The organism is Mongoliitalea lutea, assembly GCF_014652135.1.
GTDB lineage: Bacteria > Bacteroidota > Bacteroidia > Cytophagales > Cyclobacteriaceae > Mongoliitalea > Mongoliitalea lutea.
Map to the genome: position 1 here is coordinate 121,401 of NZ_BMYF01000003.1, position 15,707 is coordinate 137,107.

Below are 15,707 nucleotides of genomic sequence, written 5' to 3' on the forward strand. Positions count from 1 at the left end.
ACTAATTTACTGTGCTTTAGTTCCTATGTCTTGAAATTTAGAATTGGTATTAATTTAAATCCAAACATCAGGAAAAGAGTCCGTAAATCTCACGGTCCACTTTCTGTACAATTGTGGCGAAATCCTCCGGATGAGCTACAAAATCCATGTCATTGACGTCTACAATCAGTAGCTTCCCTTTATCGTAATCTCCGATCCAATCTTCATAGTGGGAGTTTAGATTTTTCAAATAATCAATTCTAATAGCGTTTTCATAGTGGCGTCCACGTTTTTCAATTTGTCCAACAAGTTTTGGGATATCCGCTTTCAGGTAAATCAACAAATCAGGCGCTTTGACATAGTTGATCATAGAATGGAATAATGCAAGGTAATTGTCATAATCCCTTTCTGAAATCAAGTTTGATTTGGCAAGATTAGCTGCAAAAATGTAGGCATCTTCATAAATCGTACGGTCTTGAATCACGGACATTCCGCTCTCACGGATGCGTTGGATTTGGTTGAACCGGCTATTCAGAAAAAAAACTTGCAAATGGAAAGACCATCGCTTCATATCTTCATAAAAATCTGCCAAATATGGATTGTTTTCCACGGCCTCTAATTCCGCATGCCAACCATAATGTTTGGCCAATTTGATTGATAGGGTAGTTTTACCGCTTCCGATGTTGCCGGATACTGCTATGTGCATAATAGATTGGATAAAGAAGGCTACCCAAAAAGTAATGCTCCTACTGTTTGGATAGCCTGAAAATGGTGGTTTGTATTACTTAAATCTAGGAGAAACAACAAGTTCTTTGCTTCCTGGAGTGTATTTGTAGAAGCCTTCGCCTGTTTTTGCGCCTTTGTAACCTGCCTCTACCATGTTTACCAGTAGTGGACATGGTGCGTATTTAGGATTGCCAAAGCCATCGTGCAAGACTCTTAGAATGGAAAGACATACATCTAATCCGATAAAGTCTGCTAATTGTAATGGCCCCATTGGATGAGCCATGCCAAGCTTCATCACCGTGTCAATTTCTTCAATGCCTGCCACGCCTTCATACAATGTATAAATAGCTTCATTGATCATTGGCATCAAGATACGGTTAGCCACAAATCCTGGATAGTCATTCACTTCGACTGGTACTTTTTCCAATTTTCTAGAAAGTTCCATAGTCAAGCTGGTCACTTCATCAGAGGTTGCATAACCACGGATGACTTCTACTAATTTCATCACAGGTACTGGATTCATAAAGTGCATACCGATTACTTTGTCCGGACGCTTGGTGACTGCTCCGATTTTGGTAATGGAAATCGAAGAAGTATTGGTGGATAGAATTGTCTCAGGCTTACATAATTCGTCCAATTGACGGAAAAGCTCCAATTTGATGCTGATGTTTTCTGTGGCAGCTTCCACAACCAAATCGGCATTTGCTACACCTTCTGCAAGGTTAGTAAAGGACTTGATTCTGCTAATAGCTGCATTTTTATCATCCTCGGATAAGGTTCCTTTGGACACTTGTCTATCCATGTTTTTGCCAATGGTCGCCAATGCTTTTTCCAAGGACTGCTGATTGATATCAATCAAAGCAACTTCATATCCATACTGAGCAAATACATGGGCGATACCGTTTCCCATGGTTCCAGAACCTATAACTGCGATGTTTTTCATGAATTTTTGGGTTTAATTCTTATATAGTAAGTTCAAAACTAAGCCATGTACCAATAACTAGGCTTTTGAATGAGTGTTCAAATCTAGGTCGATTGAAAAGGATTTGCAATTTATCAAATTAGATTTTGTGTACCTTTGACAGATATTTACACAAAAAGTTACGAGGTAGGCTTGTCCTATCTTTTTCAATCAACTCCCGGTGAGGGATTCTTGTTACCATTATGCGCGAATTAGGAAAAGTTAGTTCATTACTTATTAATCGATTTTCACCACACGGAGCTTATTTGGCTCTTCAAGATGGAGGAGAAGTGTTGCTTCCAAAATCATATTTGTCCGGAGAAGAGAAAGTAGGAGAAGAATTAGAGGTTTTTGTTTACACGGATAGTGAAGATAGACCAGTGGCGGTCACTAACCGCCCGAAGATGTTGTTGGATGAATTTGAAGTGTTGGAGGTAAAGGAAGTGACGAAGTTTGGAGCATTTCTAGATTGGGGGCTTCCAAAGGATTTGTTTGTACCTAAAGCGGAAATGGGCAAATCTATGGAAGTTGGTGAAAAATATTTGGTGATGCTCTGTAGGGATAACAAAACTGAGCGTTTGATTGGTGTATCAAAATATGAGGACTTTTTACTTCGGGACACCCAAGGATTCGAAACAGGTCAGGAGGTAAATATCTTGATTTTTGAAGAAACAGACTTAGGATACAAAGCTTTGATCGATGGAGATTTTGAAGGATTGATTTATAAAAATGAGGTTTTTGAAGAAGTACAGATCGGAGATCGTAAAAAAGCGTTTGTCAAAAAGAGGAGAGAGGATGGTAAAATTGACTTACAGTTACTACCTATCGGTAGGGCAAAATACGAGGAAGGGGCTGAAAAAATTCTGGAAACCTTAAAAGTCCGGAAGTTTTTGCCCCTTCATGATAAATCATCCCCTGAGTCTATCAAAGAGTTATTGGGAATGAGTAAAAAGCACTTTAAACAGTCGATAGGTCAATTATATAAAGCTCAAAGAATCAATATTTTGGATAATGGAATTGAAATTATCGAATAAGCCTCTATAAATTTCTGCCGATAGCCAAAATTGAAGTTGAACTTACTATAAAAAATGCGTAAGTCCAAATAAATATCTAAATATTATCATTTACAGGGGTGTTTTAGTTGTTTTCCATGGGGGAGTTTTTAGAGGATTTCGGGAAGTTGAGTAAATCATCATTTGCGCAGCATAAAAAAATGCTTCCCAAATTGAAACGGGTGAAGAGTAAAGAGTTGGATCAGCATTTTGCTAAAGCACATGAGGAAAAATTCCAATACATGGATTGCCTTACATGTGCCAACTGCTGTAAAACTACCAGTCCAATTTTCCTTCAAACGGACATTGAACGATTGGCGAAAGTGTTTCGCATGAAACCTTCAGAGTTTACAGATGAGTACCTATTTAGAGATGCGGATGGAGATTTTGTGTTGAAAAGTGCACCTTGTCCTTTTCTAAATTCGGACAATACTTGCTTGGTGTATGAGGAGCGTCCAAAGGCGTGCAGAGAATATCCGCATACTAATCGAAAAAATATGCATGGCATCCTGAATTTGACGTTGCGTAACACATTAGTATGCCCGGTTGTTTTTGAAATCTTTCAAGACTTTGAGAAAGATTTTAGGAAGTAAGCAAAAGTCTTTGCTAATTTAGAGTCTAAAACCTATTGAATGAACAAGTATGAGTAACAATGAGCAGTATTTTTTAGGTGTAGATGTAGGAGGCACGCATCTAAAAATCGGTTTGGTCAATAAATCGGGAGAGATTCTTTCTTTTGATAAAGTTGAAACAGCCCCATACCGAGATGACCCCAAAGGTTTCAATGCCAAATTTGTTGATGGCATGGCTGATATCTTAGCCAAGTATCCCGAGGTATCTAAAGTGGGTATTGGCCTGCCTGGATTGATTTCCAAGGACAGGACCACAACCTTAGAAATACCCGCAATTCCTTCCTTGAACGGTTTTAACTTGAAAGGAGCCTTGAAGGAGAAATATCCCAACATCTCTTTTTTTCTAGAAAATGACGCTGCCGCAGCTGCCATTGGTGAGTACCGCTATGGTAAAAATAATCCTCCGGAAAACTTCATGTTTATTACTATGGGGACAGGTATCGGAAGTGCCCTTATATTGAATGGAGAAGTATTCAAAGGCAGCCGAGGAAATGCCATGGAAATGGGTCATATGCTATCCAGAGGAAATGAAGGATTGGAGAAATTGATCGGGAGAGGTGGAATTCTTAGGATTTTGGACCGTTTTATAAAAGGCTATCCCCGTTTGGTGGGAGAACTTGCTGATAAAGAATTAGGAACACACTTATTAGTAGATACTGCAAAAAGTGGTAATGAGGTTTCCTTAATGGTTTTCGAGGAGGTTGGGAGAATCTTAGGGGAAGCTATAGTATCTGCTATCCGCTTGTTAGATGTGACGCATGTGTATTTCGGTGGAGGAATTTCCGCAGGTTTGGAATTTATGATGCCATCTTTGGAAAAAACAGTTCGTCAATACCTTACACCTTATTATGTACAAGATTTGGTCCTGACCAAAGCTACTTTAGAAAATAATGCTGGTACGCTTGGTGCGGCTGCGTTGTGTTTTATGGAAGATATTTAATTCAAGCAAAATAAAGGTTCAATTGCCACTGAGTTTATGATTTCAGTGGCATTTTTGTTGGATAAGATTTTTATTCACTTCTGATGTGCATAGAAAAAGTGGCTTTAAATTCTCTGCAATCGATTTCTTGTCCTTTGTGATAAAAGTCCAAAAGTATTTTTTCTAATAAAACCGTGATTTTTTTAATAAAATCCTAATTTTGAACATTGATTCTACAAAATTTACTTACTCCAATGCCCAGAAATAAGAAATTTATCATTGACTTCGATAGTACCTTTACCCAAGTTGAAGCTTTGGATGTGCTAGGGGAGATTTCTTTGGCCAAAGATCCTGAGAAAGAACAGAAACTGAAAGCGATCAAAGATATTACCGATCTTGGTATGGAGGGTTCCTTGAATTTTAGGGAAAGTTTAGAGCGTAGATTGGATATTTTGCAAGCTGATAAATCTCAAATCGAGGAACTGATTACTTCCTTGAAGCAAAAAGTTTCCAAGTCTTTTCATCGCAATAAAGAATTTTTGCAGGAGCATGCAGAAGATATCATTATTATTTCCAATGGTTTTAAGGATTTTATCACCCCTATTGTAGGAGAATACGGTATTCCACAGGAGAATGTATTCGCCAATGAGTTTATTTATGATGAAACTGGAAAAATCATTGATTTTGACAGAGATAGTGTGTTATCAAAAAATGGAGGAAAGCCAGAAGTGATTAAAAGTCTTCATTTAGATGGAGATATTTACGTAATTGGGGATGGATACACAGACTATGAAATCAAAGAGTCGGGATTGGCCAATAAATTTTATGCCTTTACCGAAAATGTAGCCCGTCCAAAAGTGACCTCCAAAGCAGACCATATAGCACCGAGTTTAGATGAAATTTTATACATCAACAAAATGAATAAGAAGTTTTCCTACCCAAAAAGCCGCATCAATGTGCTTTTACTAGAGAATGTACACCCTGTAGGTGTCGGATTGATGCAAGAAGAAGGTTACAATGTAGAAGTTATTTCTTCTGCTTTGTCCGAGGATGAGTTGGCTGAAAAAATTAAAGATGTCAGCATTTTGGGAATCCGCTCCAAAACAAATGTGACTAAAAAAGTTTTGGAAAATGCGAATAGGTTGATTTCTATTGGGGCTTTTTGTATTGGAACCAATCAGATTGACTTGGATACCTGTACCAAGAAGGGGATTGCGGTCTTTAACGCACCCTTTAGCAATACCCGCTCTGTGGTAGAAATGGCTATAGCTGAAATCATCTTCTTAATGCGTAATTTCCATGACAAAAGCTTGGGGATGCACAAGGGGATTTGGGACAAATCCGCTACCGGAAGCTTTGAAATCCGTGGTAAGAAATTAGGGATTATCGGGTATGGAAATATTGGTGCACAGCTATCTGTGTTAGCAGAAAACATGGGTATGGATGTGTATTACTATGACGTTATTGAAAAACTTGCTTTAGGAAATGCCACTAAGTTGGATTCCTTAGAAGAATTGCTTCAAACGGTAGATGTGGTATCTCTTCATGTAGATGGCCGTAAGGATAACAAAAACATCATTGATGCAGAGAAAATAGGCATGATGAAAAAGGGAAGTTATCTTGTCAATCTGAGTAGGGGCCATGTAGTCGATATCAAAGCCTTAAAAGATGCTTTGGAGTCAGGGCATATCGCAGGTACAGCAGTAGATGTGTTCCCTGAGGAACCCAAAAACAACGATGAGCCTTTTGCTTCCGAGTTGATTGGCATGCGGAATGCCATTCTTACCCCTCATATTGGAGGGTCAACTTTAGAGGCACAGGTAAATATCGCCCGTTTTGTTCCTGGTAAAATCATGGAGTATATCAATACGGGTAATACTTACAATTCTGTCAATTTCCCGAATATCCAATTGCCATTCTTGAAAGATGCCCACCGATTAATCCACATTCACCAAAATGAACCAGGTATCTTGGCAAAAATCAACCAATGTTTGGCACATCATGAAATCAACATTGTAGGACAATATCTGAAGACTAATGAGTCTATAGGTTATGTGATTACAGACATCAATAAAGTATATTCTCCTGAAGTCATTGAGGCGATGAAAAATATTCCTGGTACGATTCGCTTTAGGGTGTTGTATTGATTATCAACTTAGATTATTATTTTTAATGTAAGGAGTGTCTATTAGGCATTCCTTTTTTTATGGTTTAAGCAAAAATCAACCGATAGTCTTTTGATAATTCTTTGATAATGCGACAAGCTTCTTATTTTTGGCAAAACACTCGAATTACTTATGACAAATTCTACAACTGGAAAGAAGAGTTTTTTAGACCGATTTCTTGACATCATCGAAAAAGCAGGAAATAAATTACCCGATCCTGCGATCTTGTTTTTGGGTTTGATGATTCTCACTTGGATAATTTCTGCACTATTAGCTCCTATTGATTTTAATGCATTTGATCCTCGTACAGGGGAAGCTTTGAGGATTCAAAATATGCTTCAAGCGGATCGTATGGCAGCTTTCTTTGCCAATATGACATCAGTGTTTATCAATTTTGCTCCTCTCGGAGTGGTTTTGTTAGCAATGCTAGGCGTAGGGGTTGCCGAACACAGTGGATTTATAAATGCTGGATTGAAATATGTCTTGGGTGTGACTCCTCAAATGTTGTTAACTCCAATCTTGGTTTTGGTTGGTATAGTCAGTCATACGGCTGCCGATGCAGGATATGTATTGGTAATTCCCTTGGGCGGGGTGATTTTTTATGCAGCAGGGAGACATCCTTTGGCAGGCATTGCAGCGGCTTTTGCAGGGGTTTCAGGTGGTTTTTCAGCCAATTTTATTCCATCAAGTATTGATCCGTTGATTCAATCATTTACTCAATCCGCTGCCCAGATCACTGATCCAGATATTGTCCTAAACCCCTTAAACAACTACTATTTCACTTCTTTATCTTCCATAGTAGTGATTGCAGTGGTATGGTTTATTACAGATAAAATTATCGAACCAAGGTTACAAAAAAATGTGCCCGTGGATGAAAACTTGGAAGATGTACCAAAAATGGATGCCATCACAGCAGCCGAGAAAAAGGCTTTTTGGAAGGCTTTTGGGACTTTGTTTGCTGGGGTGGTATTATTGGTCATTTGGGTGATTCCCGAAACCTCAGCCATGAGAAATCCTGTAGGTGAGATCACGGCAGGGGATGCACCGTTGATGAAAAGTATCGTACCGCTCATTTTTGTGCTTTTTTGGATTCCCGGGATGGTGTATGGTTTTGCATCCAAGACTTACGCTTCTATGAAAGATATGGTGATGTCCATGAGCAAGTCCATGGGAAGCATGTCTTATTACATTGTTATGGCCTTTTTCTGTGCTTTGTTTATTGATGCATTTACTCAGTCTAAAATTGGTTCTTTGACGGCATTGAAAGGTGCTGAGTTTCTACAATCCTTGCAGTTACCGGGGCAGGTGACGATTGTGGGGATCTTGTTACTGACTGCTTTTGTGAATTTGCTGGTAGGCTCTGCATCGGCTAAATGGGCATTGATCAGTCCGATTTTTGTTCCTATGTTGATGCAATTGGGTATTTCACCGGATTTGACACAAGCTGCTTATAGAGTGGGGGATTCAGTATCCAATATCATCACGCCTTTGCTTCCGTACTTTCCGTTGATTGTAGTATTCTGTCAAAAGTATGTGAAGTCTACAGGTATAGGAACATTGGTGTCCATTATGATTCCGTATTCTTTGGTATTATTGGTTGCTTGGACTTTATTCCTCTTATTATATTGGGCGTTGGGAATTCCTTTGGGTATCCAAGCTTCTTATGAATATATAGGATTCTAAAAAAAACAACTCGCAGATAATCTGTGAGTTGTTTCAATATTTTAAAGCCTTGATTGAATATAGTTGCTGTGTCAATCAAGGTTTTTATTTTATCTAAATCCTAACTTCTGACGGACTTTCGTTAGGATGATTTGAGCTTCTTGACGGGCTTTTTCTTCCCCTGCAGCTAGTTTTGCCTCCAATTCTTGAGGATTGCTCATATAGTAATCAAAGGCTTTTCTTTCATCTTGGTATTTCGTGAGGATAAGATCCAAAAACTCCTTTTTGGCATGACCATAACCGAAGTTACCGGCCAAGTATTTCTCTCTCAAAGCTTGTGTTTGGTCCGCATCAGCAATCAGACTGTATAGCTTGAACACATTACAGGTATCCGGTTCTTTTGGTTCTTCTAATGGAGTAGAGTCTGTAACAATACTGTTGATATTTTTTTTCAGTTCCTTTTCCGTAAGAAAGATGTCAATATAATTATTGTAAGACTTACTCATTTTCTGCCCATCGGTCCCTGGGATAATCATTACTTCCTCGGAAATTCTAGCCTCGGGCAGTGTCAGTATTTCCTCCTCCATACGGTGATTGAAAGAACTTGCGATATCACGGGCCATTTCCAAATGCTGTAATTGATCTTTGCCTACTGGGACAATATTTGCACTGTACAGTAAGATATCAGCAGCCATTAAAACTGGATAGGTAAATAATCCAGCGTTCACATCAGCGAGACGATCAGATTTATCTTTGAAGCTATGTGCATTGGCTAGCATGGGGAAAGGTGTAAAGCAGCTAAGATACCAAGTGAGTTCAGCCACCTCAGGAATCATGGATTGTCTGTAGAATACGGTTTTCTCAATATCCAATCCAAAAGCAAGCCATGCAGCAGCTACTGCCAAGGTATTTTCTTTTCTCAATGCGCCATCTTTGATAGATGTCAGTGAGTGAAAGTCTGCTATAAAAATAAAAGACTCATTGGAAGTATCCTTGGTAAGCTTAATTGCGGGAACGATTGCCCCCAAAATATTGCCCATGTGTGGCCTGCCTGAACTTTGTATGCCTGTTAAAACTCTTGCCATTTCATTAAATTTTGCTGCAAATTAAGGAAATGCAGGTACAATTCGCTCGATTTTTAACGTTATTTGCGCATATGAATCATGCTTTAAAACACTCCATCTTCTTTCTCATATTCTTAGTTTCTTACAATCTTGCTGATGCTCAGGAACTTGAACGAAAACTATTGAATTGGCAACAAAAGTCAATCTATCTAGGCCCTGTTTTGGCTGAAAATGGCGTTACAACTGTGGAGTTTTTGGCCACAAACCCTCATGCTGATTCCTTGTTTATCACGGACGTTATTACGGATTGTGGCTGTACGCTGGTTGATTACAGTCGTGATACCTTAGTGACTGATGGATTACTCAGTCTTAAAGTAAGCTATGAATCAGATTATCGAGGGGGAGACTTTTCGAAGTTAATTTTGGTACGTACAAACTTGGATATTTATGGAGATACCTTGGTTTTGGAGGGGATTAATTTTCCGGTTATCGACGATGCCGGGAGAAACTTTCCGTATAAGAAGGGTGGTCTAGGATTTAGGTTGCCTTCGATTAACGTTGGGCAATTATTCACTAATGAACCTAAAGTTAAATTTTACGATGTGTACAACTTTGGTAAAGACTCTGTTTCCTTTAAGGATCTAATGGAACAGCCATGGCCTGCTTATGTCCAATTTAATCTGGAGCCAACCAAGGTGGCACCCTCCGCCAGAGCTTTATTAGCGGTTACTGTAAATGCAGAAAAGCTAGGTGATTTAGGTTTTTTTTCAGAAAATGTAAAAATTCTGGTTGAAGAGTCTAATACATCCATTGATTTAAACCTCATGGGAACAGTTTTTGAATTTTTTGAGCCTATTCCCAAAAGTATGGAAAAGATAGTTCCAAGGCTTTTAATATCAGAGCCCGATATTGATTTTAAAGAGATCAGTTCCTCTCGTACAGTTCAGCGCTCATTGGTTTTGAGCAATTTAGGGCAAGAACCACTATTGATCCGTAAGGTCAGTACCAATTGTGATTGTGTCAATGTGATTTTGGAAGAGAAAGAAATTTTTCCCGGCGGAAAAGCTGAAATTAATATTACATTTGACCCTAAGGGTAGACAAGGTATAGACCATAAACATATCACACTTTTTACCAATGATCCTATCAATCCCGTCCGAACAATTACGCTTAGAAGTATGATTAAATAAACTTTGATGTAAGATTTTCGTATAATGGTATGACTCTTGATGTAAAGAGAGTAGGAAATTAGTCCTAACAAAAATCATTTCTAACCAAAAAACCATAATTGTTATGAGTTCTACCAAATTTATTTTAGGTGCACTAGTTGGTGCAGTTGTAGGTGTTCAAATCGGTATTTTAATAGCTCCTGAAAAAGGAGAGGTAACAAGAAAAAAAATCAGCAAGAAAAGTGGAGAATATTTTGACGAAGTTACTGGCAAATTGAATGGGTACTTTGATGGTTTGACCAAAAAAGTAAGTGAAGCATCCGATGAAGTTGAAAAGCTGGCCCAAAAAGCCAAATTGGAAGCTGAGAAACTAACAAAATAATTTTATTAAATGAACAAGAGTCCTTCGGGACTCTTTTTTTTGTGATACGTTTTTTTATATTCAAAAAGTGTTTTTTTTGATATAAAAATACTTAACTTTGAGCATCCATTGTTATTTACACAATATGACTCTCAAAGTCAGTTAGTCGTTAGGGGACAGGTGCGCTTGCTTTTTGTGATTTTTACTCCATTTGGGATTAATCTTCTCCTCAATCAACAAAACCCTCAGTTTGAAGAACGTATTATCCCCTTGTCAAGATTAGGTTTGCCTTTGTTTAATTTGGTAACTAAGAGGAAGCTTCGTTTCAATCAGGATACAGAAGAAGGGGTAAAGGTAGTGGATGATGAATTCAGAAGATTTTATCTTAAAGAAAATAACCTTAAGCGCTCTAATAGTTTTATCTCCCCATCTGTTTTTCCTTTCTTTCCAGGAGAATCAAGTGAGTCAGAAGTGTCAGACGAGCGTTAATTTACCAAGTATTCCTGAAATTTTCATTAGTTCATCACTCGTTAGAATAACTGGATTTTTTCGATTTTGAAATGTGAGTTCGAGCACTCCATCTTCTAATGAAAGTGTGATATCCATTAGTTGTTTAATAGGATAGCTCCTTGTTTGGTGTCTATCTTGGATTTCAATTTGTCGGTTACTGATTCTTAAAATTCCCTCAAGGTCTACCACATAGCCTACTTCTTTGATACGCTGACGATTTTCCTGCCATGAATTCAAAATCCGTTTTGTTAAAAATTTGCCATGACCTTCAAAATAGCCTTCCTCAGCACGGACCATTTCTCTGCTGAAAGTTATTGGTCGTAACTCTTCTTCCTGAATAGTTCTCAATTCTTTAAACTGAACGATTAGATTTTTTTCTTCTTGAATCTTGTCGAGTGGCAATTTCCACGTAGTTTCTATTTCCCAAAGTAAGCGTTCTTCTGTATCAGATAATTGATGGTCTGCCAATGATTCATCCACGATAGTTTGGTAGAGGTATATGGTGATGGCTTCTATTTGTTTTTCTTGAATAGGCAGAAATGAGCGTTCTTTTTGAATTTTCTTTAATTGACCTTCGGAAAGTTGGTTTTCCAGCCAGCAAAAAGCGGTATGTAAAGCCAATGATGCTTGGTTCGCTTCTTTAATTCTTTCAGTTTGTTGTTGCCATTGTTCAGCTGTCTGTTCTCTTACAGGTAAATCCTTGAGTACTTCGAATGCTTTGCAGATTAATTTTTGCTGTTCCTGTTGCTGATACCAATAATAGACCAAAGCAGCTGCTACAAGCAATCCTATGCCAGGCAAAATTGAAGGATTAAATAAAAACCACAGTACAATAAAGCCTGCAATAGCTAAAGGAATTTTACTCACTTCTCTGTTTAAAGCTGGAAGGTTAAGCTCATCTTTTTGAACGCCTACTAGAGGAAAGGTTAATCCTGTATCTTGAAATAGTTCGATAGCTGATTGCCGCTCAACAGTTGCCCGGTAAGAAGAATTCCCGCCTTTACCGCCAGTAACATTGCCCAAACTTTTTCGGTAATACAAGCCATGTCTTCCCCCATGAACATAGGCACGACCCTGTGAGTTTACACCGATTCTCGCGCCGGTAACACCCGCAGATAATCCAATTCCTGATTTAGAGAAATTTACTCGTAAAGGACCAAAATTCAGTCCTTTTCTTACATAAAAAGGCATAGACAGTAATTAGTTGCAACAAATTTTCCCTAATCCTACGAAAATCCTGAAACAAAGATTTACCCCAAGATTTCCAAGGCTGCTTGATTAAACAGTTGAACCTCTTCTACAGTGCCTGTACTTATCCTGCACCAATCGTTGAGAGGAGGGAATGGGCGTCCGATAATAATTCCTTTTTTCATAAATTCATCTGCAAGCTTGGATACATCCCTTTTCGCATGAAAGAATACAAAATTTGCTTGTGAGGGTAAATATTCCAATCCCAGTTGATCTAATGTGTTTTCAATTAGCTTACGGCATTCAAGGTTTTTTTTGAGGCTAAATTGATAAAATTCCTGATCATCTAAGGCTGCCTTTCCTGCCTCAATCGCCATAATATTTGTATTGGCAACTACGCGCTCTGAAAGCTTTTCTGCAATATCCGGTCTTGCTACCAGATAGCCCAAGCGGATTCCTGCCAGACCATAAACTTTGGAAAGTGTTTTGGATACAATTACATTTTTACCTTTTTTTACCAATTCTACCATGGAAGGATAATTGGGGTCTTCTATGTAATCACAATAAGCCTCATCGCTGAAGAGCATGGTTTTATTGCTGACAGATTCACAAAAATCCAATACTTGCTGAGCGGGTAGGAGTTTACCAGTAGGATTATTTGGGTTGCAAAGAAAGACTAACTTTGTTTTGGAGGAAATCCTTTTTTCTATTTCCTCCAAATCGTAATCGAACTCTTTATTTAAAGGAACCCAATTAATGGAGGCACCCCAGACTTCAGCATAGTTCATCAAGGATAAAAAAGTTGGCAAGCCTGAAATAATTTCATCCCCGGGTCCAGCGTAAGTAATTCCAGTGATTTTTAATCCTTCGGTAGACCCTGCTACTAGAACTATATGGTCAGCTGGGACTCCTTCTTTTTGAGCGATTTTTTCCCGTAGTGCAGTATTGTAGGACCAAGGATAGCGACAACCTAACTCAAAACCATCTATCATGGCTTTTCTCATCTTTTCGGATGGACCATAAGGGTTCTCATTACTGCCAAGACGGATGGGAAGACTTAATTTTCTAGGATTGAATTTCTTGACTTCTTCCGTTGTCAATAAGCTACTGGCCTGCGCACCTGTCAAGAGTGTGGTTCCACTAATGATGCCTGCACTTTTAAGCCATTGTCTTCTCGATAGTTTCATAGATTATTTCTTCCTTAATGATGCAATAAGCTACTAGAATCAATGACCACTTCCAAATTCCTTGGGATGTTTGGTTGATTTTTGTTTTGACTATGCTAAGATGGATTCAATTGCCTGAATTTCTTCTTCGCTAAAGTGCAGATTTTCTAAGGTAGCGATATTTTCTTGGAGCTGTTTTGGATTACTAACGCCTATGAGAACAGATGTAATTTCTGGTTTCCTTAGAATCCAAGCTAAAGCCATCTGGGCCATTTTTTGGTCTCGTTGCTGAGCGATTACATTTAGGTTTTGAACTTTATTCAAAATCTCCGGTGTCAAATTGTTTTGGGTCAGATACCTGCCATCAGTGGCTATTCTACTGTCATCGGGTATGCCATTAAGGTATTTATCTGTCAGAATACCTTGCTCCAAGGGAGAAAATGCAATGCCTCCAATTCCTTTTTCACGGAGTACATCCAATAACCCATTTTCAACCCATCGGTCAAACATGCTGTATCGTGGTTGATGGATTAATAGTCGAACTCCCATCGATTGTAAGATTTCGTAGGCTTGAACGGTCTGTTCTGCACTGTACTGGGAAATACCCACATAGAGCGCTTTTCCTTGCTTGACCATCAGTGCCAATGCTTCCATCGTTTCTTCCATGGGTGTATCAGGGTCAGGACGATGATGATAAAATATATCTACATAGTCCAGCTCCATGCGCTTGAGGCTCTGGTCCAAAGACGCGATAAGATATTTTTTGGACCCTAGATTCCCATAAGGTCCCGGCCACATGTCCCAACCAGCTTTTGAGGAAACGATCAATTCATCTCTGTATGCTTTCAAATCAGTTGTCAAAATCCGTCCAAAGTTTTCCTCAGCCGATCCAAAGGGTGGACCATAATTATTGGCTAAGTCAAAGTGGTTAATTCCTGAATCAAAAGCGGTCCGAATAATCTGACGCATTTCAGTAAAGTTTCCATTATGACCAAAGTTATGCCATAGACCCAAGGAAAGAAGCGGGAGCTGAATGCCGCTATTCCCGCATCTGCGGTAGTGCATATGGTCATAGCGGTCAGGATTAGCACTGTAAGTTGGTAGTGGATTGTGGTCGTTTATTCTCATGAGGGGGTTTTGTTATCTATTAATTTGCGCACGATTGTATCGATAAAATCAGCATTTTCTGTTACATAAAACTCTCCGGCTTCTTCCAAAGCTTTCATATTTTCTTTGCAGGCATCATCCATATCCGGTTTAGCCTTGTGTAAGCTTGGTTCGATGCGAATATAACCTTCTGGATTGTTTCCTGCATCAAATAACCACTCTAATTGGTGGGAAACTGTTTCTGAATTGCCGGACATCATGATATCTATCAATGGTCTTATCCATTGTACCAAACCAAAGCGCTTGGCCCGCTCAAATGGTATGGATTCCTTAACGCTTCCAGTGCCTACAGAAAGCATCAGCATATCTTTGGAGCTTGGTCTATGAATATCACCAAAATCACATTTTCTGGCTTCTGCATATGCACACATCGCAGGGTTATTGGCAAATACTCCACCATCTATCAAGGCATGTGCTACTCCTTTTCTGGATAAAATCTGGGCAGCTTCAAAATAAGTTGGAGCGGCCGCAGTCGCTTGTGCCACATCCCGAACCAAGAAGTCAAAGGATTCATGGTCACAGGCTTTTCCATATTTGAAAAAGCTAGCTTTCCTAGCTTCGATATCATAAGCGGTAAATAGGCAAGGTTTCAATAATTCACTGAGATAAGTATCTCCAAAATATGTTTTAAGTGTTTGAATTAGTTGAGTATTTGGATATTTTTCCTCTTTGAATCCAAATAAAGTCCTTAACCTGTGCCCTAAGGGTTTTTTGAATATTTCTTCCCCATTTTCTAAATACAATTGGACAACTTCATACATGGAGTACAAGGGTCGGTGTGGATTATTCCTGTCTGGAATTAGCATACCGCACCCTAAGATTCCTCCTGTGCTTGTACCAGCTACAAAATCAATATAGTCAAGGAGCCGTGCCTGGGAGTTTTGTGTGCGTTCTTGAATTTTTTGTTCGATTTTGCTGAGGATGGTACCAGGTAAAATACCTCTAATACCTCCTCCATCAATGGAGAGGATAGCTACTTTTTTCAT

Annotated in this window: 15 protein-coding genes; 8 read left to right on the forward strand and 7 right to left on the reverse strand. The window is 38.9% G+C overall.

The window, feature by feature from the left end; genetic code table 11:
• Window positions 1-67 precede the first annotated feature (67 nt).
• The gene (locus IE080_RS03385; protein ID WP_189579037.1) at window positions 68-685 is read right to left on the reverse strand and encodes a deoxynucleoside kinase; all 618 of its coding nucleotides are present in this window, start codon (window positions 683-685) and stop codon (window positions 68-70) included.
• A gap of 75 nt (window positions 686-760) precedes the next feature.
• Entirely contained in the window at window positions 761-1,648 is an 888-nt protein-coding gene (locus IE080_RS03390; RefSeq protein ID WP_189579038.1) for a 3-hydroxybutyryl-CoA dehydrogenase, read from the reverse strand.
• A gap of 221 nt (window positions 1,649-1,869) precedes the next feature.
• On the opposite strand from IE080_RS03390, the gene IE080_RS03395 reads away from it, so the two are divergent.
• From IE080_RS03395 to IE080_RS03415, 5 genes are all read left to right on the forward strand, one after another.
• Entirely contained in the window at window positions 1,870-2,700 is an 831-nt protein-coding gene (locus tag IE080_RS03395) for a CvfB family protein (protein WP_189579039.1), read from the forward strand.
• 116 nt (window positions 2,701-2,816) lie between these two features.
• On the forward strand, window positions 2,817-3,311 hold the full coding sequence (locus IE080_RS03400; protein ID WP_189579040.1) for a YkgJ family cysteine cluster protein: 495 nt from the start codon (window positions 2,817-2,819) through the stop codon (window positions 3,309-3,311).
• Between the two features lie 49 nt (window positions 3,312-3,360).
• Window positions 3,361-4,290, forward strand: a complete 930-nt coding sequence (locus IE080_RS03405) for an ROK family protein (protein WP_189579041.1) — start codon at window positions 3,361-3,363, stop codon at window positions 4,288-4,290.
• A 233-nt stretch (window positions 4,291-4,523) separates the two neighbouring features.
• Window positions 4,524-6,416: a phosphoglycerate dehydrogenase gene (gene serA, locus IE080_RS03410; protein ID WP_189579042.1), complete on the forward strand. Its 1,893-nt coding sequence runs from the start codon at window positions 4,524-4,526 to the stop codon at window positions 6,414-6,416.
• Between the two features lie 150 nt (window positions 6,417-6,566).
• A complete protein-coding gene (locus IE080_RS03415) occupies window positions 6,567-8,117 on the forward strand; it encodes an AbgT family transporter (RefSeq protein WP_189579043.1) in 1,551 nt (516 codons plus the stop codon).
• An 89-nt stretch (window positions 8,118-8,206) separates the two neighbouring features.
• Here the strand turns inward: IE080_RS03415 and trpS are convergent, their stop codons facing one another.
• Window positions 8,207-9,181: a tryptophan--tRNA ligase gene (gene trpS, locus IE080_RS03420; RefSeq protein ID WP_189579044.1), complete on the reverse strand. Its 975-nt coding sequence runs from the start codon at window positions 9,179-9,181 to the stop codon at window positions 8,207-8,209.
• 29 nt (window positions 9,182-9,210) lie between these two features.
• Between trpS and IE080_RS03425 the strand changes: the two genes are divergently transcribed.
• The 3 genes from IE080_RS03425 to IE080_RS03435 all read left to right on the forward strand — a co-directional run bounded on the left by IE080_RS03425 (window position 9,211) and on the right by IE080_RS03435 (window position 11,179).
• The gene (locus IE080_RS03425; RefSeq protein ID WP_189579045.1) at window positions 9,211-10,350 is read left to right on the forward strand and encodes a DUF1573 domain-containing protein; all 1,140 of its coding nucleotides are present in this window, start codon (window positions 9,211-9,213) and stop codon (window positions 10,348-10,350) included.
• A gap of 103 nt (window positions 10,351-10,453) precedes the next feature.
• Window positions 10,454-10,711 carry a YtxH domain-containing protein gene (locus IE080_RS03430; protein ID WP_189579046.1) on the forward strand — a complete coding sequence of 86 codons (258 nt, stop codon included), beginning with the start codon at window positions 10,454-10,456 and terminating at the stop codon, window positions 10,709-10,711.
• Between the two features lie 108 nt (window positions 10,712-10,819).
• Window positions 10,820-11,179 (forward strand): hypothetical protein, encoded by a 360-nt coding sequence (locus IE080_RS03435; RefSeq protein WP_189579047.1) that lies wholly within the window; start codon window positions 10,820-10,822, stop codon window positions 11,177-11,179.
• Here the strand turns inward: IE080_RS03435 and IE080_RS03440 are convergent.
• From IE080_RS03440 to IE080_RS03455, 4 genes are all read right to left on the reverse strand, one after another.
• Window positions 11,165-12,391 carry a DUF4236 domain-containing protein gene (locus tag IE080_RS03440; protein ID WP_189579048.1) on the reverse strand — a complete coding sequence of 409 codons (1,227 nt, stop codon included), beginning with the start codon at window positions 12,389-12,391 and terminating at the stop codon, window positions 11,165-11,167. The genes IE080_RS03435 and IE080_RS03440 overlap by 15 nt on opposite strands.
• A 59-nt stretch (window positions 12,392-12,450) precedes the next feature.
• Window positions 12,451-13,575: a pyridoxal phosphate-dependent aminotransferase gene (locus tag IE080_RS03445; RefSeq protein WP_189579049.1), complete on the reverse strand. Its 1,125-nt coding sequence runs from the start codon at window positions 13,573-13,575 to the stop codon at window positions 12,451-12,453.
• A gap of 90 nt (window positions 13,576-13,665) precedes the next feature.
• The gene (gene mgrA / locus IE080_RS03450; protein WP_189579050.1) at window positions 13,666-14,682 is read right to left on the reverse strand and encodes an L-glyceraldehyde 3-phosphate reductase; all 1,017 of its coding nucleotides are present in this window, start codon (window positions 14,680-14,682) and stop codon (window positions 13,666-13,668) included.
• Window positions 14,679-15,707: a patatin-like phospholipase family protein gene (locus IE080_RS03455; RefSeq protein ID WP_189579051.1), complete on the reverse strand. Its 1,029-nt coding sequence runs from the start codon at window positions 15,705-15,707 to the stop codon at window positions 14,679-14,681. Before IE080_RS03455 ends, mgrA begins: the two co-directional genes overlap by 4 nt.